Annotated in this window: 19 protein-coding genes; 9 read left to right on the top strand and 10 right to left on the bottom strand. The window is 51.6% G+C overall.

Going from position 1 to position 18376, the window contains the following annotated elements; all coding sequences use genetic code 11:
- From E3E33_RS05725 to E3E33_RS05695, 7 genes are all read right to left on the bottom strand, one after another.
- On the bottom strand, window positions 1-1443 hold the full coding sequence (locus tag E3E33_RS05725) for a hydrogenase 4 subunit D (RefSeq protein ID WP_167710938.1): 1443 nt from the start codon (window positions 1441-1443) through the stop codon (window positions 1-3).
- Window positions 1444-1447: 4 nt separating this feature from the next.
- Entirely contained in the window at window positions 1448-1948 is a 501-nt protein-coding gene (locus E3E33_RS05720; protein WP_012572526.1) for a 4Fe-4S dicluster domain-containing protein, read from the bottom strand.
- Window positions 1949-1953: 5 nt separating this feature from the next.
- Complete coding sequence (gene fdhF, locus E3E33_RS05715; RefSeq protein ID WP_167710937.1) at window positions 1954-4089, bottom strand: formate dehydrogenase subunit alpha; 2136 nt, start codon at window positions 4087-4089, stop codon at window positions 1954-1956.
- A 350-nt stretch (window positions 4090-4439) separates the two neighbouring features.
- On the bottom strand, window positions 4440-5207 hold the full coding sequence (fdhD, locus tag E3E33_RS05710; RefSeq protein WP_342764289.1) for a formate dehydrogenase accessory sulfurtransferase FdhD: 768 nt from the start codon (window positions 5205-5207) through the stop codon (window positions 4440-4442).
- Window positions 5208-5244: 37 nt separating this feature from the next.
- Window positions 5245-6072, bottom strand: coding sequence for a Coenzyme F420 hydrogenase/dehydrogenase, beta subunit C-terminal domain (locus E3E33_RS05705; protein ID WP_240912030.1), 828 nt, complete (start codon window positions 6070-6072; stop codon window positions 5245-5247).
- A complete protein-coding gene (locus tag E3E33_RS05700) occupies window positions 6072-6755 on the bottom strand; it encodes a 4Fe-4S binding protein (RefSeq protein ID WP_238516391.1) in 684 nt (227 codons plus the stop codon). Before E3E33_RS05700 ends, E3E33_RS05705 begins: the two co-directional genes overlap by 1 nt.
- Window positions 6752-7930, bottom strand: a complete 1179-nt coding sequence (locus E3E33_RS05695) for a nickel-dependent hydrogenase large subunit (RefSeq protein WP_167710934.1) — start codon at window positions 7928-7930, stop codon at window positions 6752-6754. Before E3E33_RS05695 ends, E3E33_RS05700 begins: the two co-directional genes overlap by 4 nt.
- A gap of 275 nt (window positions 7931-8205) precedes the next feature.
- Between E3E33_RS05695 and E3E33_RS05690 the strand changes: the two genes are divergently transcribed.
- The 4 genes from E3E33_RS05690 to E3E33_RS05675 all read left to right on the top strand — a co-directional run bounded on the left by E3E33_RS05690 (window position 8206) and on the right by E3E33_RS05675 (window position 10970).
- The gene (locus E3E33_RS05690; RefSeq protein WP_012572520.1) at window positions 8206-8418 is read left to right on the top strand and encodes a TRAM domain-containing protein; all 213 of its coding nucleotides are present in this window, start codon (window positions 8206-8208) and stop codon (window positions 8416-8418) included.
- 113 nt (window positions 8419-8531) lie between these two features.
- Window positions 8532-9809, top strand: coding sequence for a tRNA (N(6)-L-threonylcarbamoyladenosine(37)-C(2))-methylthiotransferase (locus E3E33_RS05685; RefSeq protein ID WP_012572519.1), 1278 nt, complete (start codon window positions 8532-8534; stop codon window positions 9807-9809).
- Between the two features lie 173 nt (window positions 9810-9982).
- Entirely contained in the window at window positions 9983-10384 is a 402-nt protein-coding gene (locus E3E33_RS05680) for a hypothetical protein (protein WP_012572518.1), read from the top strand.
- Between the two features lie 19 nt (window positions 10385-10403).
- Complete coding sequence (locus E3E33_RS05675; RefSeq protein WP_012572517.1) at window positions 10404-10970, top strand: signal peptidase I; 567 nt, start codon at window positions 10404-10406, stop codon at window positions 10968-10970.
- On the opposite strand, the gene E3E33_RS05670 is transcribed toward E3E33_RS05675, so the two are convergent.
- Window positions 10967-11323, bottom strand: a complete 357-nt coding sequence (locus tag E3E33_RS05670) for a cupin domain-containing protein (RefSeq protein ID WP_012572516.1) — start codon at window positions 11321-11323, stop codon at window positions 10967-10969. The two genes, E3E33_RS05675 and E3E33_RS05670, sit on opposite strands and share 4 nt — an antisense overlap.
- A 108-nt stretch (window positions 11324-11431) precedes the next feature.
- Between E3E33_RS05670 and E3E33_RS05665 the strand changes: the two genes are divergently transcribed.
- The 3 genes from E3E33_RS05665 to E3E33_RS05655 all read left to right on the top strand — a co-directional run bounded on the left by E3E33_RS05665 (window position 11432) and on the right by E3E33_RS05655 (window position 15065).
- Window positions 11432-13069, top strand: a complete 1638-nt coding sequence (locus E3E33_RS05665; protein ID WP_167710969.1) for a metallophosphoesterase — start codon at window positions 11432-11434, stop codon at window positions 13067-13069.
- 96 nt (window positions 13070-13165) lie between these two features.
- The gene (locus E3E33_RS05660; RefSeq protein WP_012572514.1) at window positions 13166-14386 is read left to right on the top strand and encodes an inorganic phosphate transporter; all 1221 of its coding nucleotides are present in this window, start codon (window positions 13166-13168) and stop codon (window positions 14384-14386) included.
- A gap of 4 nt (window positions 14387-14390) precedes the next feature.
- Window positions 14391-15065 carry a TIGR00153 family protein gene (locus E3E33_RS05655; protein WP_012572513.1) on the top strand — a complete coding sequence of 225 codons (675 nt, stop codon included), beginning with the start codon at window positions 14391-14393 and terminating at the stop codon, window positions 15063-15065.
- A gap of 45 nt (window positions 15066-15110) precedes the next feature.
- Here E3E33_RS05655 and E3E33_RS05650 read toward each other — a convergent pair whose 3' ends face one another.
- The gene (locus E3E33_RS05650) at window positions 15111-15338 is read right to left on the bottom strand and encodes an Lrp/AsnC family transcriptional regulator (protein ID WP_012572508.1); all 228 of its coding nucleotides are present in this window, start codon (window positions 15336-15338) and stop codon (window positions 15111-15113) included.
- Window positions 15339-15390: 52 nt separating this feature from the next.
- Here E3E33_RS05650 and E3E33_RS05645 point away from each other — a divergent pair, with 52 nt between their 5' ends.
- A complete protein-coding gene (locus tag E3E33_RS05645; RefSeq protein ID WP_167710933.1) occupies window positions 15391-16038 on the top strand; it encodes a serine/threonine protein kinase in 648 nt (215 codons plus the stop codon).
- Here E3E33_RS05645 and E3E33_RS05640 read toward each other — a convergent pair.
- On the bottom strand, window positions 16006-16332 hold the full coding sequence (locus tag E3E33_RS05640; protein WP_167710932.1) for a hypothetical protein: 327 nt from the start codon (window positions 16330-16332) through the stop codon (window positions 16006-16008). The genes E3E33_RS05645 and E3E33_RS05640 overlap by 33 nt on opposite strands.
- A gap of 68 nt (window positions 16333-16400) precedes the next feature.
- Here E3E33_RS05640 and E3E33_RS05635 point away from each other — a divergent pair, with 68 nt between their 5' ends.
- Window positions 16401-18272 carry a S9 family peptidase gene (locus tag E3E33_RS05635; protein ID WP_167710931.1) on the top strand — a complete coding sequence of 624 codons (1872 nt, stop codon included), beginning with the start codon at window positions 16401-16403 and terminating at the stop codon, window positions 18270-18272.
- Window positions 18273-18376 lie beyond the last annotated feature (104 nt).

Genomic DNA, 18376 nt, shown 5'->3' with positions numbered 1-18376 from the left:
TCACCACCCCACTTTGACGATCAGTGGATACGCTATGTACGGGGCCAGCATGGCCAGGACGAGCAGGATAACCATCACAGCCTTCATCAGTGGTGTAATTTCGACTTCTTCTCCGCCCTCGCTGAAGACCATGCCGTGTATCCTCTTCAGAGACACCATGAGGAACACTGCTGAGTCGAGGAGAAGTAAAACAAACATGGCAATGATGAGGACGCTCTCTTCCATTGCCTTGGCATTGCTGAGTATTCCCAGCTTTCCGAAGAACACGCCGAATGGTGGAACGCCAGCTAAACCAAGCAGGGCAAAGGTCCAGCTGTAGCCGACCACAGGGGATTTAATGAGGCCCTTTATCCTGTCCATCTCAAGGGTTCCCAGGGCGTAGCTGAACGTTCCAGCCGTCAGGAAAGCGAGACCTTTGATGTAGGCATGGTTGAATAGCTGGAACATTGAAGCTTGAAGTCCCCCCTGCAACCCGAGGACTGCCGTCGCGAGGGCCACGTACATCAATCCAGACTCTGCTATTGTTGAGTAGGCGAGCAGCCTCTTCGCGCTCTTCTGGAGAGGATACATCAGGATGCAGATTATCTGAGTGGCGATGATGAGGGCTGCCATGACGTAAAATCCTTCTTTGGGTATGGGATTCATGAACTGGATGAATCTGGCCAGCAGGTACACACCCATCTCAACCATCGCTGCACCGTGGAGGAAGGCTGAAGCAGGTGTTGGGGCGACCATTGCATCTGGGAGCCATGAATAAAGCGGAAACTGGGCGCTCTTGGTAAAAGCAGCTATCATAACCCCGATAAAAACGACGAGTTTAAGGCTGTCATTGAGGCCAGAATATGAAAATATGCTCAGGTCGTGAAGGTGTGTGATTCCTATACCTACCGCGGTGTATAGACCTATCACCGCTCCAAAGTTGGTAACAAGCAACGCTTTATATGCTGCCCTTTTGGCCTTTTTACTTCCATAATAGCCTGCTACACCCCAACAGGCGAGGCTCATAATTTCGAAGAATATCAGCAGCTGGAGAACCGACGAGGAGTAAATGAATGCGAGTGTTGCTCCGATAAAGAGCACCATCCAAGCGTAAAACCTACCCTTATCCTCATAGACTGGGTGCTCTTTGTTCTCCGGGCTCATATAGTCTTTTGCATAGATCATAAAAAGCAGTCCGGCTGTTATCACAACCAGGCCAACGCACACGCTCATTGGGTCTATCAAGAGACCGTAGACCTCACCGAGGGTTGTGGAGCTCACGAGAGTTTTGTGTATAGTAGGCATTCCAGAGGAATAGAACTCATAAACTCCCGCGAGATTGAGTATTGTGGCAAGGATGACAGTGATGAGCATGAAGTAATCCGCTCTTTTACCGTCGAGTTTGAACAGTAAAGGGCCTCCAACCAGCGGAATTGAAAAGGAAAGAATAAAAAGCTCTTCCATGATATCACACCCCCGTCAGCGGGATGCGCTCTGCAGTTTTGGCGAGTTCTATGGTTTTCTCCGTAAACTTCTCCCTTCTCTTCTTGACTATCTCGTTGAAGTCGCCGTAGATGAGAGCATCTGTTGGGCAGGTCTCAACACAGGCTGGAAGCTTTCCTTCGGCTCTCCTATGGGCGCAGAGGTCACATTTGCCCATTATCTTGTTGATGAGATCGAGCTCGGGTATTCCAAAGGGACAGACTATGCCGCACATGAGACAGCCGATACACTTCTGTGGAGCGAGCAGGACTGCTCCATCCTTGTCGCGGTAGAGGGCGTTGGTTGGACAGACCTCAACACAGGGAGCCTTCTCACAGTGGCGGCAGTTGAGGGCCATAGCGGCCATTTCCTGCCACTCAAAGACGCTGATGAATGACATTCCACTGTGTTCGCGCTCGCAAGCTACCTCACAGGCGCGGCACTCGATGCACTTTGAAAAGTCAATAAAGACTGTCTTTCTAGCCATTTAATTCACCCCCTAACGACCTCAATCTTGGGTATGAGTGGTGGGAGTTTCTCCATGAGCTTCCTGGCCTCTTCCTCTGTGATCTTAGCGACGTTACAGGCACAGGCTTTGGTTTCCGGTATCTTTGCTACCGGGTCGAGGGCATCGTTGGTGAGGACGTTTGCTCCCCAGTGCCACGGGACAGCTATTACGCCCTTCTTGACAGCCCTGGTGACCTTTGCCTTAATCGGATATGCTCCTCTCCTTGTGACGACCTTAACCCAGTCTCCACTCTTTATTCCGAGCTTCACTGCGTCATCCGGGTGTATCTCGGCGAGGGGTTCTGGCCAGCGCTTCTTGAGTGCGCAGCTCCTCATGGTCATGGTTGCGGTGTGGTACATTCCGACGTATCTGTGGGTCGTAAGGAGGAACGGATACTCTTCGTCCGGCATTTCGACTGGTCCCTTGTACTCCGGAACGGCCGCGAGGTTGGCCTTTCCGCTGGGAGTGAGGAACTTCTCCTTGTAGAGGACCCTCGTTCCTGGGTGGTCTGGGCTCGGACATGGCCAGTGGAGTCCTGCAAGGTTCTCCTTGAGCCTCTCTGGGGTTATACCGCGATACTGCGGAGTACAGGCGTTGATTTCCCTGAGAACGTCGGCTGCATCATTGTAGACGAATCCACCGGATCCGGTCTTGTCAAAACCTATGGCCTTACCGACCTCGCTAAGAATCCACCAGTCGGGCCTTGCTTCTCCGGGTGGTTTTACCGCCTGGAAGCTCCACTGCACGCGCCTCTCTGTATTGGTCAGAGAACCCTCGTTCTCGAGCATGGCCGCGGCCGGCAGAACTATATCTGCATACTCCATAGTTGGGGTCGGGACGATATCCTGGACGACCATGAACTCGAGCTTCTCGAGGGTGTGCATCACGTGGTTGGCGTTGGCCTCGCTTATGACTGGGTTCTCACCCATGACATAGTAGGCCTTTACCTTGCCCTTGTCGGCCGCGTAGGCAGCCTCCACAGTTGTCAGTCCAACTTCGCCGCTCAGCTCAACACCCCAGAACTCCTCAAAGAACTTCCTCTTTTCAGGATCAGTGACGGCCTGATAGCCTGGGAAGACGTTCGGCAGGGCTGCCATGTCACATGCTCCCTGAACGTTGTTCTGACCGCGCATTGGGGAACAGCCGGCACCTTCTTTGCCCTGGTAACCGCAGATGGCCGCGAGCGTTCCAAGGAGCTTGACGTTTTCAGTTCCGTGGGTGTGCTGGGTTAGACCCATGGCCCAGGTTATGACACCCTTTCCTGCGGTCGCGAAGGTTCTTGCAGCTTCAATGATGAGTTCCGCCGGGACACCGGTTACCTTCTCGACGAACTCGGGTGTGAACTTCTCGACGGCTGCCACAACTTCATCGAAGCCAACGCATCTCTCCCTCACGAACTTCTCGTCGTAGAGCCGCTCCTTGATGATGACGTGGATGAGACCGTTTATCAGCGCAATGTCGCTTCCCGGGTAGTGCTGTAGGAATATGTCGGCGAACCAGGCCGTCCTAGTGAACCTCGGGTCAGCGACTATGACCTTAGCGCCCCTCTCCTTGGCCTTAAGGACGTAGCGGAAGCCAACCGGGTGGGTCTCAGCGTAGTTGTGGCCGATAATGAAGATGACGTTTGCCTCTTCAATGTCCTTGTAGGTGTTGGTCATTGCGCCGGCACCGAAAACAGCCTTGAGACCCGTGACAGTCGGTGCATGGCAGAGCCTTGCACAGTGATCAACGTTGTTGGTGCCGAGCATCCTGGCCAGCTTCTGGACGAGGTAGTTGGGCTCGTTGAATGTTCTCGCAGAGCCGAAGAACATGAGCTGGTTCGGGTCGTCCTTGGCATAAGCCTTGAGCCTCTCGGCAACCTCCTTTATTGCCTCGCTCCAGCTTATCTCAACGAACTTGCCCTGTTCCTTGGCCTTGAGGGGTCTTTTGAGCCTGTCCTTTGCGAGGAGGTACTCAACGACGGCGTTGCCTTTAGGGCAGAGCTTTCCGAGTTCGTTTGAGATGTTGGGGATGTCCTTGGCGTATTCTATGCCTACGGGATAGCCATCAACACTCCTGATGTATAGCCTGCACCCTACACCACAGTAGGGGCAGACCACGGGGACGAGCCTTTCACTCATTCTCCACACCTCCACATTGGGGGACATTTTTGGTCGCCAATGTACTCTATATGGTGTACTGTACGCTATTTGATTTTCAATAATAGTTCTCTATTTGGCTTAAAACACTTTTTAAATAGCTTGGTTTTTAACAAAAGGTTATGTCCATTGAGAAACAGCGAAATAAAGCCCTCAGAAGGCTTTTTTTAAGTCTGTTTGTATACTGCCAAATACTGGGGTAAACAAGATCACTTAAGGTCATTTATGAACGTAGAACATTGAATTAAGAATGCCCTTAATAGACATGTTTGGCCGTTCATCAGGTATTGTCCCTTAGGGCGAGGGAAGTTAGGACAAAATAGGAATAAGTCTTAGAACAATAATCGATGCTCCCCGGAGTACACGTTGAAGCGCCTTCCCCTCGCGAAGCCTATTAGGGTTACCCCGTGCTCCCTGGCGAGCTCCACGCCCTTGTCCGTCGGCGGTGATTTCGTCACCACTACTGGAATGCCCGCGTTGACTGCCTTTCTTACCATGCCGTATGGCATCCTGCCGCTCGATGCCAGGATAAGCCTTTCAAGGTCGAGTCCGTTGAGGACGGCGTATCCTACGACCTTATCGACGGCGTTGTGCCTGCCTATGTCCTCGCTGAAGGCAACGACATTGGCGTTCAAATCGAAGAGGGCCGCCCAGTGGGTGCCCCCTGTCTTTCTCCACGTCTCAGCCAGCGTTGTCATCGTGGAGGATATCTTCAATACGAGGCCGGGGGTTATTTTGACTTCCTCGCCCTTCCTGCTGAGAATTCTGCCCTCCTTCATTCTGTAGGGGTCGCCGCAGGGGGTGTGTTTCACAACCAGCTCGCCCGTGGCGGGGGTATCCTTCAACTTCACGTAAATCTCCTTGCCCTCAACCCATACGTCAACTATGTCCTCCGGTCTTTCATAGCCCCCGCACACGACGAATCCGGCTCCAAGTTCCTTCAGCTGGTTGGGTGAAGCAGGAAGTTCGGCGAGAAACTCTTCGTCCTTTTCGTGTACTGCGAAGATTTCAAAGGTCTCCTCGACGCAGACGTAGTCCTCTGTAGGAACGAGCCCATCTTGCCACTTGAGAATTTTCACTTTCTTTATCAACTCAACCACCTTCCAAAAGGATAGCGAGAAAATGGAAAAGTTGTCCTCAGAGCAGATACATCATGTTCTTCTGCGCTCTCGCAAGCTTTTCCCTGGCCGCTTTGAGGACTTCTCCCATCACGGGGGAGCCGTCGCGCAGCTCTATGTATCCGTCCTTCTCGGCGCTCTTAACGAGTTCTTCTGCCTTAAGGTTGCGCGTTATGAGGACAGTCCATCCCCTCTCGCTCTCCACGAAACCGGCCGAGATGTCGCTCCAGGTTCCGGTGTAGTCCGTACAGACCAGACAGCCGGCTTGGAGGTACGAGTAAACCTCTTTTATCGGCAGTGAGAGCACTGAATCACCGTGGTATATCTCCAGGTAGTCTCCCTTAAGGACTATGTCCTTGATATCCTGGGCCATTATGCCGTGCTTCATCCTGAGGTAGTTGAGGAATGCCTCGAATGCGAATGTTCCTATGCAAAAGAGGCTGACGATGTACTTTATCCTCTCTCCGAAATCACTTTCCAGGAGTGGGAAGTCCCTCATCTGGCCGAAGAACTGGGCCTGGCAGGGGAGGCAGACCACGGCAACGTTCTTTAGGTCTTCCTCCTCTATCTTGGCCTTCATCCTGGAGGCGAAGGGCACTATGCTCCACTTGTTTCCGGCAGTTTCAAGGAGTTCTTCCCTCGTCCTCGCAACTACCGCCTGACCCTCCAACCCCTCTGTCCTTTTGGCCGTTACAACGCCATCTATGAGGCCCTTCTCCAGGGCGTAGGCTAGGAGGGCTGTAACCGCACCGCCACTGGCAACCTTTCTTTTGAGGATTTCCTCATCGGTTGCCCGCGCAAGATAAATTCCAAAGACGTTTCCCAAAAGATTTTCTGAAACGCTCATCATCTCGCACCACCCATGGACAGAATCTGTGAGGCGCGCGGACACCTTATATAGCAGGTGCCGCAGCGGATACACTTCTCCTGAACGAGGTTAGGCCTCTTGTCTATCAGCTTGATTGCGTTGGTCGGGCACGACAGCTCACAGGCACCACAACCTATGCAGAGGCCCGTAAGCACTATATCGTCTATCAGGTCAAAGCCGCTCAGCTTCTTTATGTCGGCACTCACCTTGAAGAGCCTCAGCCTTCTCTCGTCACCGTTGATGTAGAACTTGAAGAAGGACTGGAGCATCTGCGGTGTTGGCGGGCAGCCAGGGATGGAGTAATCAACTTTAATCACACTGTTTATGGGCTGGAAGTTTCTGTGGTCGGGCCTTGGCTCCTGCCCGCCGCGGCAGAAGCGCAATATCCCGCTGAAGGTTGCACACGAACCGAAGGCCACCACAGTGTGAGCTTTTTCCCTTATCTCCTTCAGCTCTTCAAGAATCCTTGGTTCGTTCATACATGCTCCACCGGTTATTATCGCCACGTCGTACTCGTCGAGCTTACACTCATCCTTCCGCAGGTATGATATGTCGAGCTCTATCAAGTCCATGAGCTTTGGATATGCGCGAATGATACTGACGTTGCATCCCTCACAACCCCCTACATCAACATGAAGAACCTTAAGCTTCTCCATAATCATCCCCCCAACCTCACAACGTGGGTCGTACATGGAATACATGGGTCATATAGGCGCATAACGGCCTCGGCCGCTTTAACGCTCAGACCTTTTGCCATCTCCTCCATCACGGGAATATTGAACATTGTGGGAACGATTATCTTGGAGGAAACCACTCTGCCCTCGTCTCCAAGTTCGATCAAGTGGATGAGTGTTCCCCTTGGTGCCTCGTAGACTCCAACACCCTTGCCTGGCCCGAAAACTATGTTCTTCGTTCTGAATGGCTCGTCCATCTTTATGCTGTCAAGGATTTCTTCAAGCCTAATGAGTGCCAGCGTTGTATCCTGAACCCTCGCGGTGTGAAGGCCATAGAGGGAAGAATCTGTAAACTCCCGGTAAACTTTCATCCTTGCCCTTGGGCCAGCTTCAACCTTTTCCCCACCGTAGAAGGCTATGAGTGTGGTGGACTCCTTTGAGTGGGGGTTGTCCTTTCTGTATTCATAATAGGGCATTGTCTCAATTCTCTCGGCGTTTATGTTGAACCTGTCCCCGTAGAACAGGCTGCTTACCAGGTAGTTGTTTTCCGCTTTCTTCTCCCTGAGTTCATCAGCAACTTCTGTCTGGATGTCCTCATCGGTCAGCAAATGTGCTATCTCTTCCCACTGCTCGGTCAGCTTTGGAAGGCGTGCCTTGAGGTTGTTGAAGACGCTCCACTTGGGGACAGAGAACATTCCTCCCACGGTGAGGTTTGGGGGATGTGTTGCTGCGCCTCCCATCTTGAGAAGGTAGTCGCTGATCTTGGCGTGGAAGTCCATGAGCTGGAACAGAACTTCTTCCCGTTTCTCTTCGATTAGCAGGTCCCCAGCAACCATGAGGAACTCGAGCATGTGGCTCTGAATCCTGTTCACGAGGCCGAGGGCTTCTCTCATCAGTATTCCGTTTCTTGGCGGTGTTATTCCAATGGCATTTTCTATGGCCTCGCTCATCGCTATACCGTGGGACGCATGACAGAGACCGCAGATTCTCATGACAGCTTCGACCGCGAAAAGTGGATTTTTGCCTACTACAAGCTTCTCAAATCCCCTAATTGGGGCAGTGGCGATGAAGAGTGCATCTTGAACTGTTCCGTTTTCTTCATACAGCACGAGCTTCGCCTCACCGGCGATTCGGCACACTTTGTTGAGGGTAATCTCACTCAAATTATCACCTCCAGATGAAATCCACTCCACCTAATCTAAACTAATGGGTTTATGGATAAAAGCGTTTTCTGAACCTGAGGTTTAAAACGGAATCTTCGGTCGAAATCTCACTTTTTTCAGCTTGTTTTGGTGTCTCAAACATTTTTGTTTACTTTTTTGGCAAAGGTAACTCGCTGGAACTGCCCAAAGGTTTATAAAGTATCAAACTAAATAGACCTGGTGCTCTTCTGGAGCCATCCAAAGGGTACCAAAAGTTGAAAGAGTTGGTGTTAGATATGTATGGAAATGGATTTGACGGTGGCTACGAAGCCCCTGTTAAGGTTGGAGAAAGGTATAGAGTTAAGATCGAGGGCCTTGGAAAAGGTGGTGATGGTATCGCCAAGATAAAGGGCTTCGTTATCTTCGTCCCGAACACTCAGGTCGGCGACGAGGTTGAGATCGTCATAAACTCAGTCAAGAGAAAGTTCGCTTTTGGAGAGGTTATTTGATTTCCTTTCCCTCTTACTATTATACTTTTGGAACTCATTATTCATGTTTTTTGATTTTGTATCCACAGACCTGACCAGCATGCTTTTTAAACCCCCAAGCCCAGGCGAGTGCGATGATAAAGGTTCACGTTGAGACCTACGGCTGCACCAGGAATAAAGCGGACGCCGAAATAATGGAGGCAATCCTCCTTAGAGCGGGCTATGAGTTAGTGGAGACTCCGGAAAGTGCTGACTACGTTGTTGTGAACACCTGCGCCGTAAAGGACCCTACCGAGAAGCACATGAGGGAGCGCATAAAAGAGCTCCTTGATTCTGGTAAAAGAGTCATCGTTACGGGTTGCCTCACACACGTCAACCCTGATATAATAGACCCTCGCGTTTCTGGAATACTTGGAGTAAAGAGCATAGACAGAATAGCTGAGGCAATAGACCTTGCCGAGCGCGACGGAAAGCTGGTGAGTGTTGAAGGCTGGCGCGAGAGAAGTCTTGACAAGCTTGGGCTTCCCCGCCTTTGGAGAAGTGGCGTTGCCTTCGTGGTTCCGATAAGCGAGGGCTGCCTCAACGCGTGCACCTACTGTGCAACGCGCTTCGCTCGTGGGGTTCTCAAGAGTTACAAACCTGAACTCGTGGTTAAGTGGGTCAAAGAGGCTTTGGCGCGCGGATACAGGGAGATACAGCTTTCCAGCGAGGACACTGGCTGCTACGGCTTCGATATTGGGACCAACTTGGCGGAGCTTCTCGATGAGATAACGTCCATAGAAGGAGAGTTCAGGATAAGGGTCGGCATGATGAACCCGAATCATGCAATAAAGTTCCTTGACGAGCTGATTGAGGCCTATCAGGACGAGAAAGTCTACAAGTTCCTCCACCTGCCTGTTCAGAGCGGGGACAACGAAGTGCTGAGGAGAATGGGGCGCACTTACACCGTTGAGGAGTTCGAGGAGATAGTTAACGAATTCAGAAGGAAGATTCCCGGGCTGAACCTTAACACGGACATCATAGTCGGCTTCCCTGGAGAGACCGAGGAAGCATTCCAGAACACAGTGGAACTGGTTAAGAGGGTGAGGCCTGATAAGATAAACGTTTCCCGCTATTCGCCGAGACCTGGAACGATAGCTGCCAAATGGAAGCAGCTGCCCGGCTGGAAGGTCAAGGAGCGCTCTCGCTTGCTCCACAGGCTCAGACTCCAGATCGCCTACGAGATAAACCAGAACTACGTTGGAAGGGAGATTGAGGTTCTCATCCACGGTGAGGGCAAAAAGGGCGGGGTGGAGGGCAGGACTTTCAACTACAAAGACATAATACTTGATGGTGGGGCACCAGGAGAACTGATAAACGCCAGGGTCACTTGGGCAGGTTCCACATATCTTAAAGGCACTGTTTTACACTGAGGTATTTTTTGCAGATTCTACAATATTAATTGTTGTGCATACGATAAATTTGTGGTTCATTTGTGGAACCTACAATATCCTACAGTGAACCAACATGGTTTGTTTTAGAAAACTATTTATATATCTCATTCAACCAAAAGCCACAAGGCTATAGTCAGTAGGGGTGAAGTCCCATGAGGAGGAACAATAAGAAGAGGTTAATCCCACTCGCGCTGGCGCTTGTCCTGACGCTGGTTGGTGCCGCGCTTGCTGTGCCTGTTATTACAGTTAACGTTCAGGAGCTTGGTCAGGGAAGCAAGACGATCACTAGCACTGTCACCACGGCCGATGTCACCTGGAACCTTAACGCCAACAATCCGGACTACGTAGTCAGTGCAACGGTTACCATAACCACTGATCCCGGAGCTGGAACCCTCTACGTCAAGCTCTACAGCGGCACGACTCTAGTTGCATGGGGCCAGGTTACTCTTGATGGAAGCGGTACTTATACTGTGACATTCACCAACGGAGCCAGCGCTGATGGTGTTCCCCTCAGCAGCTTTGACACTGTTTATGTGGTCTACCAGGGTTCATGAACTCTCTAGGAGGCTCTGAATGAATGTTAAGCACCGTGATATCCTTTCCATTTTGACTTACCTTCTCCTGTTCTTCGTCATCCTAGTAGTTGTCCTTAAGTTCATCTTCGGCTTTCAGTACGTTGTCATCCTTACTGACTCAATGAAGCCAAACATCAATCCCAACGACCTCGTTGTTACGTATCCCTCTCACAATGTTCACGTTGGTGATGTTATCCTATACAACATCGAGATTGGAAACTCCACTTATAGAATCCTTCACAGGGTTGCCGAAATCCGCACGGATGAAAACGGACAGATCTATTACATTACTAAGGGAGACAACCGTGAGAGACCTGATCCATGGGTGGTATATCCCGAGCAGGTCATCGGCAAACCTCTCCTCGTCATCCCCAAAATCGGCGTCATCTGGTACCACACCCCGCTGATAATCCTCGGTCTCATTATGATATTCGTAGCCTCCCTTGCATATGACCTCGCATGGGCGTTTCTTGAAGAACCCCCAATCCCCCCCAAATCCAGAAAAGCTTATTTTCAACTCCTTAGGAGAAAGAAAATAAAGGTCTATCACTACAAGCGCCGCTAGGCCCATTCGTCGTCTGGAATGGCTTCCCGTTTGACCGGAATCAGACAGAGAAACTCGAAGGTTTCGCTCAGTGCCTTGTAGCCGTGGGGCTCATTGGGCGGGACGTAGAGGAAGTTTCCAGCCTTAACGTGGTGCTCTTCATTCCCGTTAGTTATTATTCCTTCGCCCTTCATGATGAATATCTCGTGCTCCCAGTCATGACTGTGGAGGGGTATCTCAGCACCCTTCTTGAGGACGAAATACCTCATCGCGAAGTTCTTGGCCCCGAGCTTCGGGGAAACGAGCCATCTGATGGTCACTCCCTCAAAACCGGTGTCTTTCTCGGGCACCTCGGTGTAGTGTCCGACGAACATGATATCACCCCATTCTCTTGGGTGAACGGATATTTAAATATGGTGGGTCAGAAAGGCGAATCAAAAGGGCTTTAAGGCCGTGTGTCAATCTCCTCTTAGGTGAAGTCCATGAAGAAAGCCACTTTTGCAATCCTGCTCGTCTTCATTGTGCTGGTCTCGGGATGTATCGGCTCCAGCGGAACCACTGAGACAACGGGAACGTCGACGTCTCCAACTTCTACGCCTTCAGAGGGCATAGACTTCGATAGCTATGAGAAGGGTCAGGTTCTGGCGGGATGGTACAACCTTGCGGACGTCTCAAAGGTCTACGTGAGTGAAGGCTACGAGGATTTGGCCAAGCACTACTTCCCGGACGCTCAGATTCTTCCAGCTAAGGACTACACTGGTGGCGTCGCGATCCTCTCTCCCGCTGACTCAAGGGCTCTCCTTAAGGGTAAGCCGATTCTCATCACAGTCAACGACTATTTCGGTTACATCATCTACAAGCTCGGCGTCAAGTTCGTTGGCAAGGATAAGGGTATCTTCGCTGTCTTTAACCAGGATGGAAAAGCCTACTACGTCTTCACCGGAACGAGTAAGGCGGGGGCAGGTGCTGCCGTTGAATACGCGCTGGAACTTAAGAACGGCGGAAGCGTTAGCACGGACGATGTTGTCAGGATGGGTGACTTTGAGGGAGTTTTGGTTAAGGTCATAGGCGACAACAATTGGAACGGAATCCCGGACGAGGGCGAACACTGGTATCTTGACTCCTTCAAGATCAAGGAGCCGTTCATCTACTATTGGCGCGTCGTTGAGGGAGAAAACGTGACGGTCAAGGGTGGTTTCATAAGCAACGTGAACGACTCTACCGTCTACATCCACGCTTTGAGCTTTAACATCACTGTTGAGGTAAAGAATGCCAAGGGCATTGAGCTAACGTACATCATTGAAAACACCAATCCGGAAGTCCTCCAGCTTCCGGAGGGTACCGAAGCGGAAAACACATGGGTAAAGTTCACCACGAGCGCAGATTCATTCAACATAGCTCCCAAGGAGCTTGGCGACTATAAGATTATAGCCTTCGGTGACCACAGATCGGACGGCGGCACGGAGGTCCCTGAGGTGTTCCTTAAAATAATGGAGGAGATAAACAATAATGAAGAAGATGCTGTGTTCATCATAGACAGTGGTGACCTTATCTATTCGGGAACGGTTGACCAGTGGGCGGCCCTGCTTGATGAGTGGGAGTGGGAGAAGCCGATATTCGTTGCCCCGGGTAACCACGAGTACAGGGGAGAGGGAATAAACATTTATCATATGCTCTTCGGTCCGACAGATTACTCCTTTGTTCTCGGGGATTACTACTACATCTTCATGAACAACATCGAGAACGACTACAGCCTGAGCGACGAACAGTGGGCCTGGCTCCAGGATGAGCTTGAGAAGGCCGAGGAGATGGGTAAGAGGCCCGTCATAGTAATGCATGCACCGCCCGCTGATCCCAGGCCTGAGGGAGACCACGGCATGAACCCAACCGATGGAAAGAGGCTCCTTCAGCTTATGAAGGAGTACAATGCCTTTGGAATCTTTGGCCACATCCATATGTTCTGGTACGGCGAGAAGGATGGTGCTGAGTTCGTAGTAGCCGGCGCTGCAGGGGCCCCGCTCTACGCTTCACCTGACGAGGGCGGCTTTGACCACTACACGAGGCTGTTCATGGCAACCGATGGAAGCATTGGGGTTGAGCCCGTCAAGGTTGAACCCTGATTTCTCTTTATTCTATTTATGTCTATATAGAACTTTGCGGTGCACTATATTCTACTGCGGCAAGATATTTATATCTTCGGGGGAAGCGTTCTCTCGGTGATAAGCGTGGATCCATGGCTGCTGATAACCATCGTTCTTGGATTTGCGATGGCATGGGCCATCGGTGCCAATGATGCCGCAAATTCTATGAGCACTGCTGTCGGTGCGAAGGCGATAACTCCGAAGCAGGCCGTGATCATAGCGGGTATCCTCGAGTTCACCGGAGCCTACTTCTTCGGCAAGAGCGTCACAGAGACGATAAGGAAGGGCATACTCTACCCCGACAAAATCACAGATCCAACGGTTCTTATATACGGCTCAATAGCGGCCCTGCTTGCTGCAACGATTTGGCTGGTAGCGGCTACCAAATTCGGACTCCCGGTTTCAACGACGCACTCGATCATAGGTGGCATAGCGGGCTACGGGATAGCCTACGCCGGCCTGGGCATCGTCAACTGGGACAAGATGGCGCAGGTCGTCCTTAGCTGGATACTGTCCCCGGTAATAGGTGCCCTAATGGCTTACTTCATCTTCAAGGCCCTTACCAAGAGCATTTTCGAAAGCGGAAATCCTGTGAGAAGTGCGAGGATATGGTCTCCCTTCTGGATAGGCATGGCCTTCGTGGTCATCGGGGCCATGTTCTACATCAAGGTTCTCCACGGGAGTGACCTCAAGACGGGGGTCATTTTCTATGGAATACCTCTTGGCATAATCGTTTTCATCCTCAGCTACTTCCTCATAAAGGTCCGCTTCCCCTCGAGCGACCCGTACATTGGCGTTGAGAGCATATTCAAGAAGGTGCAGGTGGTCACCTCTGCCTACGTGGCTTTAGCTCATGGAGCCAATGACGTCGCCAACGCAATAGGCCCTGTTGCCGCCGTTTACGCCGTCGCAACGATGGGTCTGGCTGGAATGCAGGTGCCCGTTCCGAGGTGGATTCTCGTCCTCGGTGGAGTAGGCATAGCGGTTGGCGTCGCAACCTACGGCTACCGCGTCATGGAGACGGTCGGCAAGAAAATAACAGAGCTTACCAACACGAGGGGCTTCACCATAGACTTCTCCGCTGCAACGGTGGTTCTCGTGGCTTCCTGGCTCGGAATGCCGATCTCAACGACCCACACGGTGGTCGGTGCCGTCATAGGTATAGGCTTGGCTAGGGGAGTAAAGGCAATAAACAAAAACATCGTGAGGGATATAATAATCTCCTGGTTCGTGACGGTTCCGATAGCGGCCGTTGTGAGCGCCATTATATTCAAGGTGCTTATGGTGGTGGGGTGATATCATGCAGGTGTGGACCAAACTCTTCGCGAAGAGCCCGTTCAAGCCTCTAATTAAGCACGCTGATGTGGTCCTCCAGACGGTTGAGACCCTCGAGAAGGCCCTTCGCCTTTGGTACGAGGGGAACTTCGAGGAAATGGAGAGGGTGGCCATCGAGGTCGACCGCCTCGAGGACGTCGCCGACAGGATAAAGGAGGAAATAAGGGACTCCCTCAGCTCCAAGCTTCTCATGGCCGTCGCGAGGGAGGATGTTCTCGTATACCTCCACATGCAGGACAAGGTTGCCGACGCTGCTGAAGACACCGCCAAGTGGCTCCTCATCAAGAGACCGAATGAAATCCCGGCCGATATTAAGGATATAATCCTCCAGATGGGGACGGAGAGCATCAAAGCTGCTAAGCTTGTCCACGAGGCTATAGTCCAGATGGACCGCGTCATAGAGAGCGGCTTCACCGAGAAGGAAATTGAGAGGGAGTACGAGATAATCAGGGAGATAGAGAGCGTCGAGAGTAAGATAGACGGACTCGATACGAGGCTCATGCAGCTCGTCTTCGAGAAGGAGAACGAGCTGAGCTGGGGCGACGGTTTCTACATCCTCAACATAGCAAGAACCCTCAGCAACATATCCGACAAGGCCAAGGATTCGGCGGAAAGAATAAGGCTCATGATGAACAAGTGAGCCTTTTTTCTTTTCTCAGAAACGAAAGTAGGAAAATCGAGAGGTTCAGATGGCTATCATCGTCGAGGTCATCTGTATCTCGGACATCTTCCTTATCTTCTCAGTGATGAACTGGTCCAGATCCTTGAGCGTGTCGGTCTCAACCTTAACTACGAGGTCGTACTCGCCGTAGACGACGTATGCTTCTTTAACCTCCGGCATGGCGAGAAGCTTCTCCATAACTTCCCTTTCCTTTCCAGCGGCTGTAACCATCAAAATAAAAGCCGTCACCATGGCTATCACCAAAAGTATTTTATCGGCGGAGTATTTAAGCTTATCGAGGCCTATGTTCGACCACCTGATAAGCAGAGCTCAGCTGGAGCGCTTTTACTCTCACCTAGAAGGGTTAGGATTGGCCGAAATAAAGCCTTATGCCAAAGGGACGACGAGCCTTATTTTCAGAGCCAGGTTAGGGGAAAAAAGCGTCATAGTTAAGCTCCAGCGTCCGGATTCCCCGAGGATGAACTTCAAGAGAGAGGCAGAGATCATCAAGATACTCGAGCCATACGAGATAACCCCTCGGCTTGTAGACTACGGAACCTTTGGGGGCATCGAATATCTCATCCGCGAGTTCGCGGAGGGTGAGATAATCTTCTACGCTGAGGTTGAAAAGCGCCATCTCTTCGAGATAGTCCATAAAACGGCCCTCCTTGACAGGCTCGGCCTCGACCACGGCCAGATACAGGGCGGAAAGCACATAATAGTTGGTGAGCGCGTCTGGCTTATAGACTTCGAGAAGGCCGGCTTCAGGAAGCCCAAGAACCTCACATCGGCGATGGCCATGCTCTTCATCAACGACAACTACATCTCGCGCAGGATAAGGGAAAAATTCAGCGTTGAGGGATCTTTTCTAGACGAGATGAGGAAAGAACTAAGGAATTATAAGAGAACCGGAAACCTCTCAGGCCTTCTGAGACTTCTTTCTCGCCTTTAGTCTGTCCGCGTAGAGAGCCAGGACTGGGATCACCACTGCCATCGCTATGAGGCCCATCCTCGGATCCCATAGGTAGTCGAAGACGAGTATCACTACTATCGCTATGGCTATCATGAGGAAGAGATCCCTGTCGAAGAGCCTCGACTTCGCCAGTATATTCTGTTCTCTGGCTACGTAGGCCAGGTAGAGCGGTATCCCTATTGCAGCGAGGACTACTCCAAGGTACGTCCTGAAGGCCAGTGATACGGCGAGTCCCGCTATGAGAATTATTCCAACTGCGTACTCATCTTTCATGTTTCCACCTGTCCACTGGGTTAGGCTTATATACTTTTAAGGCTCTCTACTAAATTGGTGATACCGTTATGAGCAGCATCGAATGGAATGAAAAGACCTTTTCTAAGTTTGCTTACCTGGGCGACCCCCAGATCAAGGGAGATAGGGTCGCCTACGTTCTGACCAAGGCCAACATGAAGGACAATAGGTACGAGAATACTGTGGTGGTTGAGGACATCGAAACTGGAACAAGGCGCTTCATCGAGAACGCTTCCATGCCTCGCTTTTCTCCGGATGGCAGGAAGCTCGCCTTCATGAGGCCCAACGGGGAGAAGAGGACTTCCGAGATATGGGTTGCCGACGTTGAAACGCTTAGCGCCAAGAAGGTTCTGGAGGCTAAAAACGTCCGCTTCATCCAGTGGAACGACGATTCCCGGCGTCTCCTTATTGTGGGCTTCAAGCGCAGGGACGATGAGGACTTCATCTTCGAGGACGATGTCCCTGTGTGGTTCGACAACATGGGCTTCTTCGACGGTGAGAAGACCACCTTTTGGATTCTCGACACCGAGAGCGAGGAGATACTCGAGGAGTTTGAGAAGCCTCGCTTCAGTTCGGGTATCTGGCACGGCAACGCCATAGTCGTCAACGTTCCTCACCGTGAGGTGGGCAAGCCCGCCTTCTTCAAGTTCACCGATATCTACCTCTGGCGCGATGGAAATGGGGAGAAACTCTTCGAGAGGGTTTCCTTCCAGGCGGTTGATTCCGACGGCAAAACCATCCTCCTTCGCGGCAAGCCCGAGAAGAAAAAGCTCAGCGAGCACGACTTCCTCTACCTCTACGACGGCGAGCTGAAGGCTATAAATGAACACCTCGGCAGGAATACAGGCCAGGCTAGGCTTGACGATGGTAGGGTCTACTTCACCCTCTATGAGGCTGGCAGTATCAACCTCTACCTGTGGGATGGTGAGGTTGAGCCTATAACCGTTGGCGAGCACTGGGTCATGGGCTTCGACGTCGACGGTGGAAAGGTTGCGATGCTCATCGAGACTGCAACGCGCTTGAGGGAGCTCTACCTCTACGACGGCGAACTTAAGCAGCTCACCGACTACAACGGGCCGCTCTTTGAGAGGCTCAGGACCTTTGAGCCGAGGCACTTCAGGTTTAAGTCCCTCGACCTCGAGATAGACGGCTGGTACATCAGGCCAGAGCTGAAGGAGGACGAGAAGGCTCCGGTCATAGTCTTCGTCCACGGCGGGCCGAAGGGAATGTACGGCCACTACTTCAAGTACGAGATGCAGCTGATGGCGAGTAAGGGCTACTACATTGTCTTTGTCAATCCGAGGGGAAGTAACGGCTATGACGAGGACTTTGCACTGCGCGTCCTTGAAAGGACTGGCTTAGAAGACTTTCAGGATATACTCAACGGAATCGAGGCGTTCTTCAGGCTTGAACCGCAGGCCGACCGCGAGAGAGTTGGAATAACGGGCATCAGCTACGGTGGATTCATGACCAACTGGGCGCTGACGCAGAACGAGCTCTTCAAGGCTGGAATAAGTGAGAACGGCATAAGCTACTGGCTGACGAGCTACGCCTTCTCCGATATAGGTCTCTGGTTCGACAAGGAGGTAATCGGGGACGACCCGCTGAACAACGAGAACTACAGAAAGCTCAGCCCGCTCTTCTACGTCGAGAACGTTAAGGCACCGATACTGCTCATCCATTCGCTGGAGGACTACCGCTGTCCGCTCGACCAGAGCGTCATGTTCTACCACGCCCTCAAGGACCTCGGCAAGGAGGCCTACATAGCGATATTCAAGCGCGGTGCTCACGGCCACAGCATAAGGGGTTCTCCAAAGCACAGGGCCAAGCGCTACAAGCTCTTCGTGGAGTTCTTCGAGAGGAAGCTCAAGAAGTACGAGGAAGGTTTCGATGTGGAGAAGATTCTGAAGGGCTTAGAGTGAAGTCTTGGTATTTTTATCTTTGTCTCATTTGTCCTGAATTCAACTCGGAACTTGTTGGCGTTCGGATTTTTTGAGAAGTCCCTTACATTTTATGTTCCTCTTTA

Origin of the sequence: Thermococcus sp. GR5, from assembly GCF_012027535.1 — an archaeon.
Classification (GTDB): Archaea; Methanobacteriota_B; Thermococci; order Thermococcales; family Thermococcaceae; genus Thermococcus; species Thermococcus onnurineus.
The sequence above is the reverse complement of the archived record's forward strand: the minus strand, read 5'-3'. Positions and strand labels throughout refer to the sequence as shown.